Annotated in this window: 17 protein-coding genes and 6 tRNA genes; 4 read left to right on the top strand and 19 right to left on the bottom strand. The window is 54.9% G+C overall.

Going from position 1 to position 20961, the window contains the following annotated elements:
- Positions 1 to 67: 67 nt before the first annotated feature.
- The 9 genes from RZ35_RS07645 to miaB form a co-directional block, all read right to left on the bottom strand.
- Positions 68 to 793: an amino acid ABC transporter ATP-binding protein gene (locus tag RZ35_RS07645; protein WP_026742767.1), complete on the bottom strand. Its 726-nt coding sequence runs from the start codon at positions 791 to 793 to the stop codon at positions 68 to 70.
- On the bottom strand, positions 793 to 1467 hold the full coding sequence (gene gltK / locus RZ35_RS07640; RefSeq protein WP_026738939.1) for a glutamate/aspartate ABC transporter permease GltK: 675 nt from the start codon (positions 1465 to 1467) through the stop codon (positions 793 to 795). The genes RZ35_RS07645 and gltK overlap by 1 nt, the downstream gene beginning before the upstream one ends.
- 2 nt (positions 1468 to 1469) lie before the next feature.
- Positions 1470 to 2210 (bottom strand): amino acid ABC transporter permease, encoded by a 741-nt coding sequence (locus RZ35_RS07635; protein ID WP_026742766.1) that lies wholly within the window; start codon positions 2208 to 2210, stop codon positions 1470 to 1472.
- 155 nt (positions 2211 to 2365) lie between these two features.
- A complete protein-coding gene (locus RZ35_RS07630; RefSeq protein ID WP_026742765.1) occupies positions 2366 to 3262 on the bottom strand; it encodes a glutamate/aspartate ABC transporter substrate-binding protein in 897 nt (298 codons plus the stop codon).
- A 354-nt stretch (positions 3263 to 3616) separates the two neighbouring features.
- On the bottom strand, positions 3617 to 5149 hold the full coding sequence (gene lnt / locus RZ35_RS07625; protein ID WP_026742764.1) for an apolipoprotein N-acyltransferase: 1533 nt from the start codon (positions 5147 to 5149) through the stop codon (positions 3617 to 3619).
- A 6-nt stretch (positions 5150 to 5155) separates the two neighbouring features.
- Positions 5156 to 6034, bottom strand: coding sequence for a CNNM family magnesium/cobalt transport protein CorC (corC, locus tag RZ35_RS07620; RefSeq protein WP_026742763.1), 879 nt, complete (start codon positions 6032 to 6034; stop codon positions 5156 to 5158).
- A gap of 120 nt (positions 6035 to 6154) precedes the next feature.
- Complete coding sequence (gene ybeY / locus RZ35_RS07615) at positions 6155 to 6619, bottom strand: rRNA maturation RNase YbeY (RefSeq protein ID WP_026742762.1); 465 nt, start codon at positions 6617 to 6619, stop codon at positions 6155 to 6157.
- Positions 6616 to 7671, bottom strand: coding sequence for a PhoH family protein (locus RZ35_RS07610; RefSeq protein WP_026742761.1), 1056 nt, complete (start codon positions 7669 to 7671; stop codon positions 6616 to 6618). Before RZ35_RS07610 ends, ybeY begins: the two co-directional genes overlap by 4 nt.
- Positions 7672 to 7890: 219 nt before the next feature.
- Positions 7891 to 9315 (bottom strand): tRNA (N6-isopentenyl adenosine(37)-C2)-methylthiotransferase MiaB, encoded by a 1425-nt coding sequence (gene miaB / locus RZ35_RS07605; protein WP_026742760.1) that lies wholly within the window; start codon positions 9313 to 9315, stop codon positions 7891 to 7893.
- A gap of 198 nt (positions 9316 to 9513) precedes the next feature.
- Here miaB and ubiF point away from each other — a divergent pair, with 198 nt between their 5' ends.
- Together ubiF and RZ35_RS07595 are read left to right on the top strand one after the other, a co-directional pair.
- Positions 9514 to 10680 (top strand): 3-demethoxyubiquinol 3-hydroxylase, encoded by a 1167-nt coding sequence (ubiF, locus tag RZ35_RS07600; protein ID WP_026742759.1) that lies wholly within the window; start codon positions 9514 to 9516, stop codon positions 10678 to 10680.
- 100 nt (positions 10681 to 10780) lie between these two features.
- Positions 10781 to 11113, top strand: coding sequence for an SMR family transporter (locus RZ35_RS07595; RefSeq protein ID WP_071999775.1), 333 nt, complete (start codon positions 10781 to 10783; stop codon positions 11111 to 11113).
- Positions 11114 to 11283: 170 nt separating this feature from the next.
- Here RZ35_RS07595 and RZ35_RS07590 read toward each other — a convergent pair.
- The 10 genes from RZ35_RS07590 to nagB form a co-directional block, all read right to left on the bottom strand.
- Positions 11284 to 11358: transfer RNA gene (locus RZ35_RS07590), tRNA-Gln, on the bottom strand.
- A gap of 6 nt (positions 11359 to 11364) precedes the next feature.
- Positions 11365 to 11441: transfer RNA gene (locus RZ35_RS07585), tRNA-Met, on the bottom strand.
- Between the two features lie 47 nt (positions 11442 to 11488).
- Positions 11489 to 11563 (bottom strand) — tRNA-Gln (locus RZ35_RS07580).
- Positions 11564 to 11599: 36 nt separating this feature from the next.
- Positions 11600 to 11674: transfer RNA gene (locus tag RZ35_RS07575), tRNA-Gln, on the bottom strand.
- A 30-nt stretch (positions 11675 to 11704) separates the two neighbouring features.
- A tRNA-Leu gene (locus tag RZ35_RS07570) sits at positions 11705 to 11789 on the bottom strand.
- Between the two features lie 7 nt (positions 11790 to 11796).
- Positions 11797 to 11873 (bottom strand) — tRNA-Met (locus RZ35_RS07565).
- A 223-nt stretch (positions 11874 to 12096) separates the two neighbouring features.
- The gene (asnB, locus tag RZ35_RS07560; RefSeq protein WP_026742757.1) at positions 12097 to 13758 is read right to left on the bottom strand and encodes an asparagine synthase B; all 1662 of its coding nucleotides are present in this window, start codon (positions 13756 to 13758) and stop codon (positions 12097 to 12099) included.
- A 306-nt stretch (positions 13759 to 14064) separates the two neighbouring features.
- The gene (gene nagC, locus RZ35_RS07555) at positions 14065 to 15288 is read right to left on the bottom strand and encodes a DNA-binding transcriptional regulator NagC (protein WP_026742756.1); all 1224 of its coding nucleotides are present in this window, start codon (positions 15286 to 15288) and stop codon (positions 14065 to 14067) included.
- 15 nt (positions 15289 to 15303) lie between these two features.
- Positions 15304 to 16449: an N-acetylglucosamine-6-phosphate deacetylase gene (nagA, locus tag RZ35_RS07550; RefSeq protein WP_026742755.1), complete on the bottom strand. Its 1146-nt coding sequence runs from the start codon at positions 16447 to 16449 to the stop codon at positions 15304 to 15306.
- 21 nt (positions 16450 to 16470) lie between these two features.
- Complete coding sequence (gene nagB / locus RZ35_RS07545; RefSeq protein WP_026742754.1) at positions 16471 to 17271, bottom strand: glucosamine-6-phosphate deaminase; 801 nt, start codon at positions 17269 to 17271, stop codon at positions 16471 to 16473.
- Positions 17272 to 17576: 305 nt separating this feature from the next.
- Here nagB and nagE point away from each other — a divergent pair, with 305 nt between their 5' ends.
- Positions 17577 to 19046, top strand: a complete 1470-nt coding sequence (gene nagE / locus RZ35_RS07540; protein ID WP_026742753.1) for an N-acetylglucosamine-specific PTS transporter subunit IIBC — start codon at positions 17577 to 17579, stop codon at positions 19044 to 19046.
- Between the two features lie 207 nt (positions 19047 to 19253).
- Positions 19254 to 20912 carry a glutamine--tRNA ligase gene (gene glnS / locus RZ35_RS07535; RefSeq protein ID WP_026742752.1) on the top strand — a complete coding sequence of 553 codons (1659 nt, stop codon included), beginning with the start codon at positions 19254 to 19256 and terminating at the stop codon, positions 20910 to 20912.
- Positions 20913 to 20961: the final 49 nt, after the last annotated feature.

The following is a 20961-nucleotide window of genomic DNA, read 5'->3' as shown; positions in this document are numbered from 1 at the left end:
GGCTGCCGGGATTTTTTGGGTCAGAGCGCTGACGTAATGCAGTGATGTACGGCGCTGTACTGGTGTTTTAGTGCAGGATTTTCGCCAGAAAGTCTTTGGCTCGTTCAGACTTGGGATGGGTGAAGAAGTCCTCTTTGCGGGTGTCTTCGACAATCTTGCCCTCGTCCATAAAGATGACCCGGTGCGCCACTTTGCGGGCAAAGCCCATTTCGTGGGTCACGACCATCATGGTCATCCCTTCCTGCGCCAGTTCGACCATCACGTCCAGCACTTCATTAATCATTTCCGGGTCAAGCGCGGAGGTCGGTTCGTCGAACAGCATCGCGATAGGGTCCATGCACAGCGCACGGGCGATAGCCACACGCTGCTGCTGGCCGCCGGAGAGCTGTCCCGGATATTTGTCCGCGTGCGCGGAGAGACCGACGCGATCCAGCAGTTTCCTGGCCTTTTCACGCGCAGGTTCACGCTCACGCTTGAGCACCTTGACCTGCGCCAGGGTGAGGTTGTCGATGATCGACAGATGCGGAAACAGCTCAAAATGCTGGAATACCATGCCGACTTTGGAGCGAAGCTGGGCCAGATTAGTGCGTTTGTCGTTGACGGCGATGCCATTAACCTCAATCTGCCCTTCCTGAATGGGTTCAAGTCCATTAACGGTTTTGATGAGGGTCGATTTACCGGAGCCGGAAGGGCCGCAAACGACGACTACCTCACCTTTTTTGACTTCTGTGGAGCAGTCGGTAAGTACCTGAAATTGACCGTACCACTTAGAAACATTTTTCAGGGAAATCATCAAACCGTCCTTTTCTTCAGATAATTAACCAGCATTGATGCGCAGATGCTGATAATAAAATAAACAAACCCGGCAAACAGAATCATCTCAACCTGCGTTCCGTCGCGCTCGCCGATGCTGGAGGCAGTGCGGAAGAAATCGGCCAGACTGAGCACGTACACCAGCGAGGTGTCCTGAAACAGGACAATACCCTGAGTCAGCAGTAGCGGAACCATTGCCCGGAAAGCCTGAGGCAGAATCACCAATCTCATTGACTGCCAGTGGGTCATGCCCAGCGCTAATGCGGCGGAAGCCTGGCCGCGCGCGATACTCTGAATCCCGGCGCGGATGATTTCAGAGTAGTAGGCCGCCTCAAACAGGGAGAAGGCTACCATAGCCGAAACTAGCCGAATATCGGTTTTCGGCGACAGCCCAAGCACATTTTGTAAAAAGCTTGGCACGATCAGGTAAAACCACAGCAGCACCATGACTAACGGTACGGAGCGGAACAAGTTTACGTACAGTTTGGCGAACCAGCTGATGGGTTTGAACGAAGACAGCCGCATGACGGCGAGAAGGGTTCCCCAGAGAATACCGAAAATAACGGCAATCACCGTAATTTTAATCGTGACGCCAAGGCCTTGCAGCAGATAAGGCAGGCTGGGAGCGATGGAGCTCCAGTCAAATTCATACATTATTATTTGCTCCCCATATTGCCCGTCAAACGGGTTTTTCGTTCAACGATCTGCATCAGCAACATGATGATGGCGTTGATGGCGATATAGGCCAGCGTAATCGCCGTGAAAGACTCATAGGCGTGCGCGGAATAGTCGAGCAGCTTGCCCGCCTGCGCGGCCATGTCGACCAGGCCGATCGTCGAGGCTATCGCGGAGTTTTTGACCAGGTTAAGCATCTCTGACGTCAACGGTGGAACAATGACGCGATAGGCGTTGGGCAAGAGCACGTAGCGGTAGGTCTGCGGCAGCGTCAGGCCAATCGCCAGACCGGCGGCTTTCTGGCCTCGGGGCAGAGACTGAATGCCGGCGCGTACCTGTTCGCAGACGCGTGCGGCCGTGAACATGCCGAGGCAGATCATGGACGACAGGAAGAACTGAATATTCGGGTCCAGCTCCGCTTTAAACCACATGCCAAGTTCAACCGGCAGCAGTTCGGGAACCACGAGATACCAGATAAAGAACTGGACGATGAGCGGGACGTTCCGAAACAGCTCCACGTAACAAGTGCCGATGCCCGAAATGAAACGGTTGGGCGCGGTACGCATAATCCCCAGCAGCGAACCCAGCAGGAATGCGATGACCCAGGCGCAAAGGGACAGTGAGACGGTCACCTGTAGGCCGGAAATAATCCATCCAAGGTAAGTGGTATTACCGAATGGAGCGGATTGCAGGAAAATACCCCAATTCCAATCTGTTGACATAAAAAACTCCGGTAAAAAGGGTAGCCGTCTAGGCTACCCGAAGACTTGCGAACGGTCTGGAGCTCAGGACAGGGAGCGACTGACCCAAGCCCGCCAGCATGTTCGCAAATCAGCAATCGAAATGCCTGAACCGATTATCTTGTGATGCATGCAGCTTAAAAGGCTTTGTCGTTAGGTGCTTTGAACAAGGCTTTCATATCGTCAGACAGTTCGAAGTTCAGGTTCAGATTGCGCGGCGGAATAGGCTGCTGGAACCAAGTCTCAAACCATTTTTCGGCTTCACCCGACGTCTGGATCTGGGCGATGGTTTCGTCGACCAGCGCTTTGAATTGCGGATCGTCTTTACGCATCATGCAGCCATAGGCCTCTTTGGACTGCGGTTGTCCAAGAATGACCCACTGATTTTGATTTTTTGACTTGGCGCGTTCGCCCGCCAGCAGAGCATCATCCATCATAAAGGCGACCGCTCGGCCGCTTTCCAGAGTTCGGAATGCGTCGCCGTGGTCTTTCGCGCTGATGATGCGCATCTTCATTTGCTTCTCGTCGTTCATCTTGTTCAGCAACACTTCAGAGGTGGTTCCTGAGGTCACCACGACGGTTTTGCCGGCCAAGTCCGGGAAATCCTTGATGCCGGAATCCACTTTGGTCATCAGACGGGTGCCGATGATGAAGATAGTGTTGGAGAAGTCGGCCTGTTTCTGACGCTCCAGATTATTGGTGGTGGAGCCGCACTCCAGATCGTAGGTGCCATTTTGCAGTAGCGGGATGCGGTTTTGCGCGGTGATAGGAAGCAGTTTGACCTGAAGGTTTGGCGCACCAATTTTCTTTTTGACCGCTTCGACGATCTTGTCTGAATAGGCTTCGGAATAGCCTACGACTTTCTGCTGGTTGTCGTAATAAGAGAAAGGAACGGAAGATTCGCGGTGTCCGATAACGATGACCCCGTTGTCTTTCACTTTCTTCAATGTGCCGGTCAGCTCTTCCGCGTGAGCCAGACTGCCTGCCGCCGTACCTGCCAGAAGTAGTGAAAGTGCCAGTTTACGCAATTGCATGTGCTAACTCCTTTGCTGTTGTGATGGCGCTAATCAATGAGTGGCGCTTTGCGGGTGCACCGCGAAAGCGCAAATAAACAGCTACATCGTTAAAAAAAGCCAACTGTTAACAATCTGAGGCCGTTATGTGTCTTTTTTGAGCGTTGTTCTGCACTAAATTGCAGCGCCTGGTCGGCTTGGCACTACTTTGGTGCTATCGCCGCCCCGAATTCGTGCTGCGTGGGATCAGACATGCTTAAAAGACGCCAGGTTGGCCACGTCGCATAGGTTTTAGCAATTAATATGCCAGGAGTTGAAAAGGGCATGCTAAGCATGCCCTTTCTTATTCACGATGTCCGATAACGAGGGAGAGGATCAGCGGCGGCGGATAAGGGGAGAGAAAATGGCGCAGAAGCCGAACAGCAGCGTCAGCGTCCATAACGGCCATGATCCCCAACGCGCGTAAGGCGTCATGCCGGTCGCCGGGGTGACGGAGGTTTCCAGCACATCACGCGTGAACTGCGGCAGCGAGGCGCTGACGTCGCCATTCGGCGTGACGACGGCCGTAATGCCGTTGTTCGTGCTGCGCAGCAAGGGGCGCCCCAGCTCCAGCGCGCGCATTCTCGCCATCTGGAAGTGCTGCCACGGACCGATCGAGTGACCGAACCACGCATCGTTGGAAATGGTGAGCAGCATGTCGGTGTTTTCGCGGAAGTTGTCCCGCACCTGCTGACCCAGGATGATTTCGTAGCAAATCGTGGCGGNGAGCCGGTAGCCGCTGACTTCCAGCTGCGGTTGCACATAGCTACCGCGGCTGAATGACGACATCGGCAGATCGAACAGCGGCGCCAACGGGCGTAGCAGGGTTTCCAGCGGTACAAACTCGCCGAAAGGCACCAAGTGGTGCTTGTTGTAGCGGTTGCCGGTGGGGTAGCGATAAGGCTGCTGGTCACCCAGAACGATGATGCTGTTGTAATAATCTGCGTCGTTGTCTTTGGGACGGACGTCGACGATGCCGGTGATCAGGCTGCTATGGCGCTCAAGCAGTGCGCGATCGACCAGATGCAAATACGCCTGCTGGCGGGATTCTATGTCGGGGATCGCCGNCTCCGGCCAAATGATGATCGGCGCTTTTCCCATCGCGGGCAGGCTGCTGTCCAGATAGATTTTTAGCGTGTTCAGCAGCTCATCGGGGTCCCATTTCAGGGACTGCGGTATATTACCTTGCACCAGTGCGACGGTTACCGCGCGTTCAGGCTCCAGCTTGAACCAAGCGATGCCTCGCAATGGCCACAGCAGTAACAGGATGGCCGCCGCGGCGACAGCTGGCAACCAGCGGCGGGAAGCGATGGCGAATGTCAGCAAACCGCTGATGGTCATCAGCACAAACGTGATGGCGTCTACGCCGAGAATCGGCGCCAAACCTTTGAGCGGGCCATCGATTTGGCTATAGCCGAACTGTAGCCACGGAAAGCCGGTCAGCACCCAGCCGCGCAAAAACTCGGTCAACTGCCATAGCGCGGGCGCAGCGACGGCGACACGCAACAGACTCGTTTTAGGCCAAAGACGGGCCAGCATCCCGGCAAACACCATGGGATATAGCGCCAGATAAAGCGCCAGGAGAATGACCAGACCCACGTTGATGGGGCCGGGCATACCACCGAAGTTGGCGATGCTGACGTACACCCACTGTACGCCGCAGATGAACAGCCCGAAGCCCCAAGCAAAGCCAACGGCGGCAGACTGACGGACGTTGCGGCCCAGCGTCAGCGCCTGTAAACCGAACAGGGAGACCAGCGCGGCGGGCCAGATATCAAAAGGGGAGAATGCCAGGGTGCCGCTGGCGCCGAATAAAAGCGCCAGCAGAATCCGGCTCTGCTGGCGTTGTAACAGGGAAGCAACAGNCATAGCTGACTAGTTTTCCAATATGGGTTGCGGAGCGTGGTCAGGGATTCTGACGTGGACTTGAATGATCCGGCGGCTGTCTGCCATGGCGACTTTAAACTGGTAGCCGCCCAGCTCGATGGTTTCCCCCCGAGCCGGCAGATGACCGAATGCCTGCATAATCAGGCCGCCGATGGTATCTACCTCTTCGTCGCTGAATTGGGTGGAGAAGGACTCGTTGAAGTCCTCAATCGGAGTCAGCGCCCGGACGGTATACGTCTGGCGGGTCAGGTGGCGGATGTCGCGATCTTCCTCATCATCGTATTCGTCTTCGATCTCGCCGACGATGAGTTCCAGAATGTCTTCAATCGTGACCAGCCCGGAAACACCGCCGAACTCGTCGATGACGATAGCCATGTGATAGCGCAATGAGCGGAATTCATTCAGCATGCGGTCGACGCGTTTACTTTCCGGTACGACGACCGCAGGGCGCAGGACTTTGTCCATACTGAACGGTTCGGAATCGCTGCGCATGAACGGCAGCAAATCCTTGGCCATCAGAATCCCTTCGATGTGGTCTTTATCTTCGCTGATGACCGGGAAGCGGGAGTGGGCGGACTCGATAATCACGTCCAGGCACTCTTCAAGCGTTTGGTTGTGCTTCAGGGTAATCATCTGCGAACGCGGGATCATAATGTCCCGCACTCGCTGTTCAGCGATATCCATTACCCCTTCCAGCATGTCGCGGGTTTCCGGATCGATCAGATCGTTTTGTTCCGAATCACGAATCAGCGTGAGCAGGTCGTTACGATCTTTGGGTTCACCGTGGAAAAGCTGGTTGAGAATAAGAGAAAAGAAGCCCTTTTTGGGGCTGGGGTTATCGCTGTTGGAAGAATGGTCGTCGCTCATGGCGTATCTGTTTACGTCTCTCAGTTTAGGGTAAGAAAACCAGCGGGGAAACGGTCGTGTTCAGCCGCCGCTGGCATATAGCTGTGTAAGATACCGAATTTAACGCAACTCGGTAACCGTTTATTTTTCTGCCAGATAAGGATCGGCGTATCCCATCCCTTGCATGATCTCGGTTTCCAGCGATTCCATCTCTTCGGCCTCGCTGTCTTCAATGTGGTCGTAGCCCAGCAGATGCAGGCAGCCGTGCACCACCATGTGTGCCCAGTGCTCTTCCTGCGTTTTCTCCTGCTCGGCCGCTTCTTGCTCTACCNCCTGACGGCAAATGATGAGATCGCCCAGCAGCGGCAGTTCGACTTCCGGCGGGGCTTCGAACGGGAAAGACAGTACGTTGGTGGGTTTGTCCTTCCCGCGGTAGGTATGGTTCAGCTCGTGGCTTTCGGCCTCATCGACGATGCGGATCGTCACTTCTGACTCCGCCTGAAACTGCGGCAGCACCGCCTCCAGCCAGCGCTGAAAGTGCGCCTCTGAGGGCAGGCCATCGCCGCTTTCACAGGCAATCTGCAGATCGAGAATAACCTGAGTCATTTTGGCTCCTGCCCGGCCGCTTGCAGCGCTTCGCGTTTACGCTGTTCGGCCAGCGCGTCTTTTNGCTTTTGCTCCGCCGTTTCCCAAGCTTCATAGGCGTTAACGATACGAGCGACCACCGGGTGGCGCACCACGTCTTCACTGTGGAAAAAGTTGAAACTGATTTCTTCGACATCTGACAGCACTTCAATTGCGTGCCGCAGCCCGGATTTCTGGTTGCGCGGCAGGTCGATCTGCGTCACGTCGCCGGTGATGACGGCTTTCGAATTGAAGCCGATGCGCGTCAGGAACATCTTCATCTGTTCGATCGTGGTGTTCTGGCTTTCATCCAGAATGATGAAGGCGTCATTGAGCGTGCGGCCGCGCATGTAAGCGAGCGGNGCGACTTCAATCACATTACGTTCAATCAGTTTCTCGACTTTTTCGAAGCCCAGCATTTCGAAAAGCGCGTCATACAGCGGGCGCAGATACGGGTCGACTTTCTGGCTCAAGTCACCCGGCAGGAAGCCCAGTTTTTCCCCGGCTTCTACCGCCGGACGAGTCAGCAGAATTCGGCGAATTTCCTGGCGCTCCAGCGCATCGACGGCGGCGGCCACCGCCAGATAGGTTTTCCCGGTACCGGCTGGGCCGACGCCGAATGAAATGTCGTGATCGAGAATATGGGCGATATACTGCGCCTGATTGGGCGTACGTGGTTTGATGACGCCACGTTTGGTGCGAATGTTCACCGCTTTGCCGAATTCAGGCACGCTGTCGGCGGATTGCTCCAAAACGCCGGACTCTTTGATCGCCAGATGGATCTGTTCTGGGTCGATATCCTGGCTCGCGCCTTTCATCGGCGCCGTATCAACATACAGATGCAGCAGAATATCGGCGGCAGCCTTAACGCAAAGTTCGGTACCGACTAATTTGAATTGATTATCGCGTCGGTTGATTTCAATGCCCAGGCGTCGTTCCAACTGTTTGATATTGTCGTCAAACGGGCCGCACAGGCTGAGTAAACGTTTATTGTCCGCGGGTTCGAGGGTGATCTCTTTGGTCGTTACGTTCAAATTATTCCTCTTGGTATTTAACCGGAAAATGGACGGATTGAGACGGGAGTCCCGTCGACTGGCGACTGCCAGCTATGCATGAATAACCCTGATTATTTATCGCTATCCCGAAAAGGCGCAAGTCGCACTACCGATATTGGGGGCAGTTTCATAAAAACAAGGCAGGATTATCGGGATGGGAACTCGGGCAGCGAAGGCTGCCCGTTGCTCGCGAGAGTATCAGGGTTGATAAATGCCAACGCCAATCTCATTTTCTTTGCGGGTACGGGCGATGACCGCCGCCGGCGATTCAATCACGCGTAGCCCCATTTGATCTTCGGTGCGGACCAGTATGCCGCGTAGCGAGTTCGGGTAAACGTCAACGATTTCCACGTCCACAAACTTGCCGATCATCTCAGGCGCCCCTTCGAAGTTGACGACACGGTTGTTTTCGGTGCGGCCGGAAAGCTCCATGACGTTCTTGCGGGAAGTCCCTTCGACCAGCACGCGCTGTACGGTCCCCATCATCTGTCGACTGAAGCGCATTGCCTGCTGGGTAATGCGTTCCTGCAGGAGATACAGACGCTGTTTTTTCTCGTCTTCGCTGACGTCGTCCACCATATCGGCCGCCGGGGTGCCGGGGCGCGGTGAATAGATGAAGCTGAAGCTCATGTCGAAATTGACGTCGGCAATCAGGTTCATGGTCTGCTCAAAATCGTCTTTAGTCTCGCCGGGGAAGCCGACGATGAAGTCGGAACTGATTTGAATGCCCGGACGCGCTTTATGCAACTTGCGGATTATCGCCTTGTACTCCAGCGCGGTATGACGACGCTTCATCATCGTCAGCACGCGGTCGGAGCCGCTCTGCACCGGCAGATGCAGGAAGCTGACCAGCTCCGGCGTATCTTCATACACGCTGATGATATCGTCGGTGAATTCGATCGGGTGGCTGGTGGTGAATCGGATGCGGTCGATGCCGTCGATGGCGGCCNCCAAACGAATCAGTTCGGCGAAGGTGCAGATGTTACCGTCATAGGTTTCGCCGCGATAGGCGTTGACGTTCTGGCCCAGCAAGTTAACTTCGCGCACGCCCTGTTCGGCCAGCTGCGCGACTTCAAACAGCACATCGTCGCAGGGACGGCTGACTTCTTCGCCGCGGGTATAGGGGACCACGCAGAACGTACAGTATTTATTGCAGCCTTCCATGATGGAGACGAAGGCGGTCGGGCCTTCGGCACGCGGTTCCGGCAGGCGGTCGAATTTCTCGATTTCGGGGAAGCTCACGTCAACGATCGGGCTGTGCGTGCCGNTCACATGATTAATCATTTCCGGCAGGCGGTGCAGCGTTTGCGGCCCGAAAATGACGTCCACGTAGTGGGCGCGTTCGCGAATGTGCGCGCCTTCCTGGGAAGCGACGCAGCCGCCGACGCCAATGATCAGGTTTGGATTGCGGTCTTTCAGCGCTTTCCAGCGGCCGAGCTGATGAAAGACTTTTTCCTGCGCCTTTTCACGGATTGAACAGGTGTTCAGCAGCAGAATGTCCGCCTCTTCTGCGATTTCGGTCAGCTCATAACCGTGAGTACTTTCCAGTAAGCCGGCTATCTTGGATGAATCGTATTCGTTCATCTGACAGCCCCAGGTTTTTATATGCAGTTTTTTTGTCATTGTCATCGACTTGCCATTACTCAGTTCGGGTGAACACGCTTTACCTTGATGCGGGCGCGTATTGTAATCGTTTGGCGCCGCTGTGACCAGCATGCGCCCATCTTCGCTTTTCTGATAAAAACGGCTGAAATCCAGTAAACTGTGCTTAATTCTCTTCCTGTCATACACGGGACTCTCTTAGATAACAGTGGGGCACGTATGCACTTTGACGCAGTCATTGTCGGCGGGGGCATGGTGGGCGCCGCCGCCGCATTAGGATTGGCGCAAAATGGTTTTCAGGTGGCGCTGGTGGAGCAGGAAGCGCCACCCGCGTTTGATGCCGAAAGCCCGCCGGATTTGCGCCTATCGGCCATCGGCTATGCTTCCGTGGCGCTGTTGCGCCAGCTAGGAGCATGGGCGAACGTAGAAAAAATGCGCAGCGCGCCCTATCGACGGCTGGAAACCTGGGAGTGGGACAGCGCCCGGGTCGCGTTCGACGCCAGCGAGCTGAGCTTGCCGGAATTGGGTTACATGGTCGAAAACCGGGTATTGCAACTGGCGCTATGGCAGTCGCTGGAAAATACGCAGGGAGTGACGTTTTTCTGCCCGCGGCACCTTAAACAGCTGGACTATGATGCGCCGGTCTGGCGATTGACGCTGGATGACGACGCCGTTATCGAAACGACGTTGGTGGTGGGCGCGGATGGTGCGCAGTCGCGGGTTCGCCAGTGGGCCGGAATTGGCGTCAGCGGTTGGCAGTATCGCCAGTCCTGTATGTTAATTAGCGTTCGCACGGAAGGGCCGCAGCAGGATGTGACCTGGCAACAGTTTACGCCGGATGGTCCGCGTGCCTTTTTGCCTTTGTTCGACCAGTGGGGGTCGTTGGTGTGGTACGACAGCCCGCAGCGCATCCGCCAATTGCAGAGCCTGTCGATGACTCAGTTGGACGACGCCATCGCAGAGACCTTTCCTGCGCGTACCGGGCGGGTCAATGCCGTGGCGGCAGGCGCATTTCCATTGATTCGTCGCCATGCCCAGCGCTATGTGGCGCCGGGACTGGCACTACTAGGCGATGCGGCGCACACTATCAACCCACTGGCGGGGCAGGGCGTGAATCTCGGCTACCGTGATGTCGAAGCTTTGCTGACGGTGGTCACTCAGGCGCGGGACCGCGGTGAGCGCTGGTATGAGGTGTCGGTACTCCAGCGTTATCAGCAACAACGCAGGACAGACAATCTGCTGATGCAAAGCGGGATGGATTTATTCTACGGGGCTTTCAGCAACCGCCTCGCTCCACTGACGTTCGCTAGGAATGTGGCGCTGATGGCGGCGCAACGCGCCGGGAAGCTGAAACAGCAGGCGCTGAAGTACGCGCTGGGGCTTTAGTTCAGGCGGCCGGTCTAGGCCGCGTTTAACCACGGCGCGTTACAGTGCGCCGTACTGCGCTGAACATCGTGTTTATCCAACAAAAATCTGTGTGAAGAGAATGATGACATATCTGTATCTGGTTCTAGCGATCGTCGCTGAAGTGATTGCCACTACGGCGCTTAAGCTATCGGATAGCTTTACCCGTTTGGTGCCCAGCATTGTTACCCTGGTGTTTTATGCGGTGGCCTTCTACTGCCTGACCATTACGATGCGCACGCTCCCGACCGGCGTCATCTATGCCATCTGGTCCGGTGCGGGGATTGTATTAATTGCTGCCGTTAGCTGGGCGATCTATGGTCAGCGTCTGGATTTACCCGCCGTGCTGGGCATGGGGCTGATTATTGCCGGCGTGATCGTGATTAACGTCTTTTCCAAATCCGTCGCGCATTAATATCGAAAGATGAAAAAGGATAAGCGTTGGCGAGACGCCGGTCGGTGTGCCGGTCATGTGGTTACAATGTTTGGTGGGGAATTACCGCATTGAGACTGGAATGAGTCACGCGATTTAGGATGGCTCGCCAGCAACAAAAAAGCCTGCATAAGCAGGCTTTTTTGTATTCGTGGCTGGGGTACCAGGATTCGAACCTGGGAATGCCGGAATCAGAATCCGGTGCCTTACCGCTTGGCGATACCCCAATAATATGGTGGCTACGACGGGATTCGAACCTGTGACCCCAGCATTATGAGTGCTGTGCTCTAACCAGCTGAGCTACGTAGCCTTGGTACTGCTATTTGTCAGAAGACAAGTTTCTTCGTGACGAATGTTTGGCTGGGGTACCAGGATTCGAACCTGGGAATGCCGGAATCAGAATCCGGTGCCTTACCGCTTGGCGATACCCCAACGGGTTGCACTTCCGATGAAGTGTCTCACTAAAATTGGCTGGGGTACCAGGATTCGAACCTGGGAATGCTGGGATCAAAACCCAGTGCCTTACCGCTTGGCGATACCCCAATAAAACGTTGCTTGACCTAGAAGATTACATGGTGCGGGAGGCGAGACTTGAACTCGCACACCTTGCGGCGCCAGAACCTAAATCTGGTGCGTCTACCAATTTCGCCACTCCCGCAAAAAGATGGTGGCTACGACGGGAATCGAACCTGTGACCCCAGCATTATGAGTGCTGTGCTCTAACCAGCTGAGCTACGTAGCCATCTTTTCCGCGTCACCTTCATCGGCGTTGCGGGGCGCATTATGCGTAGTTGACTTTGAACCGTCAACACATTTTTTCCCGAAAATGGCCTGTCGGCGGCCGTTTGTCTGGCTTATGAACAGTATGAACAGAAAAGCGTCAAAAGGCCGTTTTTTTTGCCATCATCGATAAGGAAAACGGGCCTCTGGAGGCCCGTTTAGTGTGAGAACGGTGAAATCGACGGTTAGTAGGCTGACTGGTGCACGCCTACGGCGCGACCAGACGGGTCGTCCATCTTTTTGAAGGATTCGTCCCACTCAATCGCCTTGGCGGAAGAGCAGGCGACGGACGGTCCCCCGGGAACGCATTCCGCAGCGCTGGGAACCGGGAACAGCTCTTCAAAGATTTCACGGTACAGGTAGCCTTCTTTAGACGTCGGCGTGTTGTACGGGAAACGGAAGTGCGCGGTTTCCATCTGCTGGTCGGAAATTTGTTCCGCAGCGATCTCTTTTAGCGAATCAATCCAGCTGTAACCGACCCCGTCGGAGAACTGCTCTTTCTGGCGCCATGCCACGTCGTGCGGCAGATAAGACTCGAAGCACTCGCGCAGAATGTGTTTTTCCATTTTGCCGTTGCCGCACATCTTGTCTTTCGGGTTAACGCGCATCGCCACGTCGAGGAACGCCTTATCCAGGAAAGGAACGCGGGCTTCAACCCCCCATGCGGACATCGCTTTGTTGGCGCGAGCGCAGTCGTACTGATGCAGCGCCAGCAGTTTGCGCACGGTTTCTTCGTGGAACTCTTTGGCGTTAGGCGCTTTATGGAAGTAAAGGTAGCCGCCAAACACTTCGTCGGCGCCTTCACCGGACAACACCATTTTGATTCCCATTGCTTTGATTTTACGGGACATCAGATACATCGGCGTGGACGCGCGAATGGTCGTTACGTCGTAAGTTTCGATGTGGTAAATCACATCGCGGATGGCGTCCAGGCCTTCCTGCACCGTAAAGTTAATCTCGTGGTGCACGGTGCCCAGATGGTCAGCCACCTGCTTGGCCGCCTTCAAATCCGGCGCGCCTTTAAGACCGACGGCGAAAGAGTGCAACTGCGGCCACCAGGCTTCGCTGCGCGCATCATCTTCCACACGGCGAGCCGCGTATTTTTTGGTGATGGCGGAAATAATAGAGGAGTCCAGTCCGCCGGACAGCAGTACGCCGTAAGGAACATCAGACATTAAATGACTTTTAACAGACTCTTCCAGCGCGTCGCGCAGTTGTTCTTTATCCGTCACGTTGTCTTTAACGTTTTCGTAGTCAAACCAATCGCGACGGTAGTATTCGCGAACTTCTCCTTCCTGGCTCCACAGGTAGCTGCCAGCCGGAAATTCTTTAATCGTGCGGCATACAGGCACCAGCGACTTCATTTCGGACGCGACATAGAAGTTTCCATGTTCGTCGTAACCCATATACAGCGGGATAATGCCCAGATGGTCGCGACCAATCAGGTAAACATCTTTTTCGCTGTCGTATAGCGCGAAGGCGAACATGCCGTACAGCTCGTCAAGGAACTCCGGTCCTTTTTCCTGATAGAGAGCCAGAATGACTTCACAGTCGGAACCGGTCTGGAATTCGTAACGGTCGGCGTATTTCTCACGCAGTTCCTGATGGTTGTAAATTTCGCCGTTGACGGCCAGAACGTGGGTGCGTGACTTGTTGTACAGCGGCTGAGCGCCGGTGTTGACATCAACGATTGAAAGACGCTCATGCGCCAGAATCGCTTTATCGCTGGCATAGATGCCGGACCAATCCGGGCCGCGGTGGCGCATCAGGCGGGACAGCTCCAGCGCTCTTTTACGCAGTTCGACCGGGTCGGTTTTCAGATCAAGCACACCAAAAATAGAACACATAAAATGAAGCTCCTTGATTCGCCGATCTCGCGAGGGGTCGCGAGTCAAATAAATGAAGTGTTGCCAGCAGTGGATGGAGCGATGTTTCTATGCCGAATGACCGCGAGTATGTACCGCTGCTGTGTCAGTAACGAAGATTTAGCATCAAAATGGCACTTGAGTTCAATAACCTTCAATGAAAAAAGCATTCATGATGAGGAATGCTTAATATTTAGCGCAATATAATAAACATTCAATAAAATGCATTTACGGGATGCGCCTTTTTTTGGTGATTCCATAATTCGGCCTTATGGCCTCAATAGGCGCTTACTCTTTTTCCAGCAGACGAATCAGCAACGTACCGTTAAGCATCGCCCGTTTGACCAGCGCGAAAGCGCCGATGGCGGACAGATGATGCAGTTCGGAAACCACGATGGGCAGGTTATTGCGAAAGTCCTTCAATACCTGCGTATTGATGCAGCGCTGGATGGCCGGCAGCAAAATTTTCGCCGCTGCGGTCACTTCCCCGGCGATCACGACCTGCTGCGGGTTGAATAGGTTGACCGTCAGAGCGATGGCCTTGCCCAGATACAATCCTGCATGTTCAATCACTTCGTGCGCGAGCGCATCGCCACGGTTGGCGGCCTGACAGATCGGCGCGATTTGGCTGGTTTCCTCCGTGAGCTTGCTGGGGTAACCCTGTTTCAGCAGATGCAGAACGCGCTGCTCAATGGCGGAGTTGGATACCACCGTTTCCAGACAGCCGAAATTGCCGCAATGACAGTGATCCCCCAGCGGATCGATCTGAATATGACCGATTTCGCCGACGTTGCCGTTGCTGCCGAGAAAAATCTGCCCATTGACGATGATCCCCGCGCCGGTGCCGCGATGCACCCGAATCAAGATAGAGTCCTGACATTGGCGGCTTGCGCCGAAATAGTGTTCGGCCAGCGCCAGGCTGCGAATGTCATGGCCGATAAAGCAGTTGACCTCGAAGCGCTCCTGCAAATGCTCCACCAGCGGCCAGTTGTCGACGTTGATATGCGGCATGTAGCGGACGAGGCCGGCGGTAGGGTCAACCAGTCCCGGCAGCACCACGGAAATAGCGATCAGTTCGCGAATGCGGTTTTGATGCTGACAGATGAAATGGTCTATCGCCTTGAAGAGTGCGGTTTCCACCGTCTCCTGCGTCTTCTCCGGCAGGGTATAGTGCATTTCCGCCAGCTGCCGCCCTTCCAGATTATAGAGCGCGATGGTCGCGTCGTGGCGTCCGAGGCGGACAGCGATGGTATGGAAAGGGCGGGTCTCCGACACAATCGAGATTGCCCGGCGACCCCCGGTGGAGGCTTGCTGATCGACTTCTTTAATCAGCCCACGCTCCAGCAGTTGGCGAGTGATTTTCGTGACGCTGGCGGGCGCAAGCTGGCTCTGTTCGGCGACTTGTATCCGGGAGATGGGACCTTGCTGGTCGATGAGCCGGTACACTACCGCGCTGTTTAACTGCTTTACCAGATCGATATTGCCTATCTTCGCCTGCTCGCCTGTGGTCATGAAAAGTTGCCCGACTTAGTTCAATACTTCCTCGCCGTTGACAAAAGTATTGATGACATGGAAATCACGGGTGAACGCCGTCAGATTCGCGACTTTGCCGCACTCGATACTGCCCAGTCGGTGGTCGACCCCGATGGCGCGGGCAGGGTAGAGCGTGGCCATTCGGAGCGCTTCATCCAGGGCGATCCCCGCCTGTTCTACGCAATTGCGTACCGCATCGATCATGGTGAGCGCCGACCCGCTGAGGGTGCCGTTCTCATCCACACAGATGCCGTCGCGGTAGTATATGGGTTTGCCGGCAAAAATGAACTGGTCAATTTCGGCGCCGGCGGGCGCCGTGGCGTCGGTGACCAAGACCAGTCGGTCGCCCTTGATGCGTTTACTGTTGCGGATGTTGGCCCAGCTGACGTGATGGCCGTCGGCGATAATGCCGCTATAGATTTCCGGCGCGTCGTAAATCGCGCCGACCAGCCCCGGTTCTCGCCCGGCCACCACCGGCATGGCGTTAAAAAGGTGCGTGGCGCAGCGGATGCCGGCGGCGAAACCGCGTTTGGCCTCTTCCCAGGTCGCATTGGAGTGGCCGGCGGAAACAATAATGCCGGCGCGGGTCAACCGCTGGATGACGTTGGTGGAGACCTGCTCGGGCGCCAGCGTGATTTGGGTGATGACGTCCGCATTGGCGCACAAAAATTCGACCAACGCCTCTTCCGGCTGGCGGATCAGCGTAATGTCATGGGTGCCTTTCTTGATGGGATTCAGCCATGGGCCTTCTATGTGCAGCCCCAACGCCTGATGATTGTTCTGCGCCAGATAGGCGCGCATGACTTCCACTCCGCGCCGGATGAAGTCGTCAGAAGCGGTAATCAGCGTCGGCAGGAAACTGGTGCAGCCGGATTTTTCATTGGCCTGCTGCATGATTTCCAGCGTTTTGACCGAGATATTATCCAGCGTGTCGTTAAACTGCACGCCGCCGCAGCCATTTAACTGAAGGTCGATAAATCCCGGAGCGAGCAGGGCGCCGTTGAGGTCGCGTGTTTCAATATCGGCCGGTAATGCGTTCAGCGGACAAACACGGTCTATCAGGCCGTCGGCAATGACAACGGCGTGACCGTCGAGAATTTGATGGCCGGTAAAAATGCGGCCATGAGTTAAAGCGTACATCGTGAGCTCCCGGCTAACCGATTAAAAATGTGTGAGGTTCTCAGCTTCCAGTTCGCGAAAGTATTTAACGGTTTTCACCTTCAGTTCCATCGTCGAAGGTTCGTCGCAGACCATCATCGATTTGGCATGCAGCTGTAGACAGCTGATGGTCCACAGATGATTGACGTTGCCTTCAACCGCGGCCTGTAGCGCCTGCGCCTTGTTCCGACCGGTGACCAGAATCATGATTTCTTCCGCATCGAGCAGCGTGCCGACCCCTACGGTCAGCGCGTATTTGGGAACCAGGCTGACGTTGCCGCCGAAAAAGCGCGAGTTGGCGACGCGGGTTTCTTCGGTCAGTGTTTTGATGCGCGTGCGCGACACCAGAGATGATGCCGGTTCGTTGAAAGCGATATGACCATCGCTGCCTACGCCGCCCATGAACAGGTGAATTTTGCCGTAAGCGCGGATTTTGTCCTCATAACGCTGACACTCCGCGGTGATATCCTTCGCGTTTCCGTTCAACAGATTAATGTTTTCATGTGGGATATCAATGTGATTAAAGAAATTCTGGAACATGAAGGTGCGATAGCTCTCCGGATGATCCGGCGGAAGCCCGACGTATTCGTCCATATTAAAGGTAACGACATGCTGGAAACTGACTTCGCCCGCCTTGTGTAGCGCAATCAAAGCCTTGTAGGCTTCCAGCGGCGTGCTGCCGGTGGGAAGCCCCAGAACGAAAGGTTTTTCGGGCGTAGGATGAAAGTCGTTAATGCGCTCTGCAATATAACGTGCGGCCCATTTGCCGACTTCCTCGGCGGTGTTAAGCGGGATCAGTCTCATTGGCGTTCTCCTGAAGCGTCAGCAAGCGCTTGAAATTTAGGTCTATAGTCGAATGACACGGCGATATTCCACCATCGTGCTACGAAATGTAGTCTAGCGCGTTTTTTTTTATCTTGAAATAAGTGTGGTGATGGCTCTACCCATAAACTTTTTATATGTGATTTTTAGGTGAGGTTTATCACATAATCAGTGATGTTATTTCGCAATAAAAATTATTTTTCTTACACTCAAAACCTATCCGCAGGATGGGACTAAAACGAATGCATCGACTGGCTGTTTCATTGTTCGCAAGGGGAGAGAGGAAAGTGAGTATACTCGGTTATCTACAGAATATAGGCCGGGCGCTGATGGTGCCTGTCGCCACGTTGCCTGCCGCCGCCATTTTGATGGGGGCAGGATATTGGATCGACCCGACGGGATGGGGCAGCCAGAACGCGCTGGCCGCGCTGTTGCTCAAATCTGGCGCTGCCATCATTGAACACATGTCGGTGCTGTTTGCCATCGGCGTTGCGTATGGAATGTCCAAGGACAAAGATGGCTCCGCGGCGTTGAACGGGTTCGTGGGCTATCTCGTTCTGACCACGCTGTGCTCGCCAGCTGCGGTCGCCATGATTCAGCAAATCCCGCTGGACCAAGTTCCGGCAGCGTTCGGTAAAATTGAAAACCAGTTCGTCGGCATCCTGGTCGGGGTAATTTCGGCGGAACTTTATAACCGTTTCAGCGGGGTTGAGCTTCCGCGGGCTCTCTCTTTCTTCAGCGGCCGCCGTTTGGTGCCGATCCTCACCTCTATGCTGATGATTGTCGTCGCCGCCATTCTCATGTACGTTTGGCCGGTGATCTACGGTGGGCTGGTCTCCTTCGGCGAACACATCCAGCGGCTTGGCTCCGTCGGCGCAGGTATTTACGCCTTCTTTAACCGTATGCTAATCCCCGTTGGTCTGCATCATGCGTTGAACTCCGTCTTCTGGTTCGACGTCGCGGGGATCAACGATATTCCTAATTTCCTGAGCGGGCAGCAGGCGATTGATGCGGGTAAAGCGATTCCCGGCATCACCGGTCGTTATCAGGCGGGCTTCTTCCCTATCATGATGTTTGGCGTGCCGGGCGCGGCGTTGGCGATTTACCATTGTGCCCGCCCTGAGAATCGCAGTCGGGTGGCCGGAATTATGATCGCCGGCGCTTTTGCCGCGTTCTTTACCGGGATCACGGAGCCGCTGGAGTTCTCCTTTATGTTTGTAGCGCCGGTGCTGTATTTTCTGCATGCGCTGCTGACCGGGCTGTCAGTCTACATCGCCGCCAGCATGCATTGGATTGCCGGTTTCGGTTTCAGCGCGGGTCTGGTGGACATGGTGCTCTCGTCCCGTAACCCGCTGGCGACGCAATGGTATATGTTGATCCCGCAGGGGCTGGCATTCTTCGTCATCTACTACGTTGTGTTCCGCTTTACCATTCAGCGTTTCAATCTCCTGACGCCGGGACGCGAAGCGTCCGCAACCCCATATACGGCGGCTTCGTCTCCAGACAAGCTGGAAATGGTGGCCGAGGGTTATTTGCGCGCCGTCGGGGGAAAAGAGAACCTGACTGGCATCGACGCCTGCATCACGCGTCTGCGCTTAAATGTGAAAGACTCCGGGCGGGTGGATGAAGCGTTAGCCAAGCAGCTGGGTGCTTCTGGCGTCATTCGTTTGAACGCGCAAAGCGTGCAGATTGTGGTGGGGACGCAGGCTGAAAGTATTGCGTCCGCTTTGCGGCAGGCTTCGCAAAAAACAGGCTAAACTTTATTCGTCTGGTGCAAAACGGGTGACCCCTCCGGGCTGATCCCGTCATTGGAAGATTCGTAACGGGGTGAAGATAAAACTTCACCCCGTTTTTTATGCCGTTCACTTCCATGCAATTTAGGTGAAACAAACGGTTGTTTCCCGGCGTGGCTTGTTGGATCATTAGCGGTTATGTGGTGTTTTTCGTTTTTTAAGGAATCAAGCATGAGTGAGGCAGAAGCCCGCCCAACGAATTTTATTCGCCAGATCATCGAAGAAGATCTGTCATCGGGTAAGCATGATCATATTCAAACGCGCTTCCCGCCGGAGCCTAACGGCTATCTTCATATCGGTCATGCAAAATCAATTTGCCTGAATTTCGGTATTGCCGAAGATTATCAGGGTCAGTGCAATCTGCGCTTTGACGATACCAACCCGGTAAAAGAAGACATTGAATTTGTCGACTCCATCAAACAAGACGTTCAATGGCTGGGCTTCTCCTGGAGCGGCGAGGTGCGTTATTCGTCCAACTATTTTGATCAGCTGCATCAGTATGCGATTGAATTGATCAATAAAGGACTGGCGTATGTCGATGAACTGACGCCGGAGCAGATCCGCGAGTACCGCGGCACGTTGACCTCCCCAGGTAAGAACAGCCCTTACCGAGATCGCGACGTTCAGGAAAACCTGGCGCTATTCGAAAAAATGCGCAGCGGCGGATTCGCCGAAGGCACCGCGTGTCTGCGTGCCAAAATCGATATGGCGTCGCCTTTCATGGTGATGCGCGATCCGGTGTTGTATCGGATTAAATTCGCCGACCACCACCAGACTGGCAACAAGTGGTGCATCTATCCGATGTATGACTTCACCCACTGTATCTCCGATGCGCTGGAGGGGGTGACTCACTCCTTGTGTACGCTGGAGTTCCAGGATAACCGCCGCCTGTACGACTGGGTGCTGGACAATATCTCTATCCCCGCGCATCCGCATCAGTACGAGTTTTCTCGTCTGAATCTGGAATACACCGTGATGTCCAAGCGTAAGCTGAATCAGCTGGTGACGGAAAACGTCGTGGAAGGCTGGGACGATCCGCGTATGCCGACTATCTCCGGGCTGCGTCGTCGTGGCTATACTGCGGCTTCTATTCGTGAATTTTGCCGTCGTATTGGCGTGACCAAGCAAGATAACACGGTAGAAATGGCGTCGTTGGAATCTTGCATTCGCGATGATTTGAATGAAAATGCGCCGCGCGCCATGGCTGTACTGGACCCGGTGAAAGTGATTATCGAAAACCTGCCGGAAGGCCATGAAGAGTGGGTCACGATGCCAAACCATCCCAACAAGCCGGAGATGGGAACGCGTCAGGTAGGTTTCAGCCGTGAACTGTACATCGACCGCGCCGACTTCCGTGAAGCCGCCAACAAGCAATACAAGCGTTTGGTGCTGGGAAAAGAAGTCCGTCTCCGCAACGCTTACGTGATTAAAGCCGACCGCGTTGAGAAAGATGAACAGGGCGAGATCGCTACAATTTACTGCAGCTATGATCCGGATACGCTAAGCAAAGATCCCGCCGATGGGCGCAAGGTGAAAGGTGTCATCCATTGGGTTTCCGTGGCTCACGGCATTCCGGCCGAATTCCGTCTGTATGACCGCCTATTCAGCGTGGCGAACCCAGGCGCTGCGGAAGATTTCCTGTCGACCCTCAACCCAGAGTCGCTGAAGATTGCGCACGGTTATGTTGAAGCCAGCATGGCGGATGCGGTGGCGGAGAAGGCGTACCAATTCGAACGTGAAGGGTACTTCTGCGCGGACCGCGTGTACTCCAGCGCTGATCATCTGGTCTTCAACCGAACGACGGGTTTGCGAGACACTTGGGTCGGTTAATTCCACTAGGCCTGAATAAAAAAAAGAAAACCGCCGCGACGGTTTTCTT

This window comes from Lonsdalea quercina subsp. quercina (assembly GCF_000688655.1).
Lineage (GTDB): Bacteria > Pseudomonadota > Gammaproteobacteria > Enterobacterales > Enterobacteriaceae > Lonsdalea > Lonsdalea quercina.
Note: the sequence above shows the minus strand (reverse complement) of the source record. Positions and strands in the feature narration are given on the sequence as shown.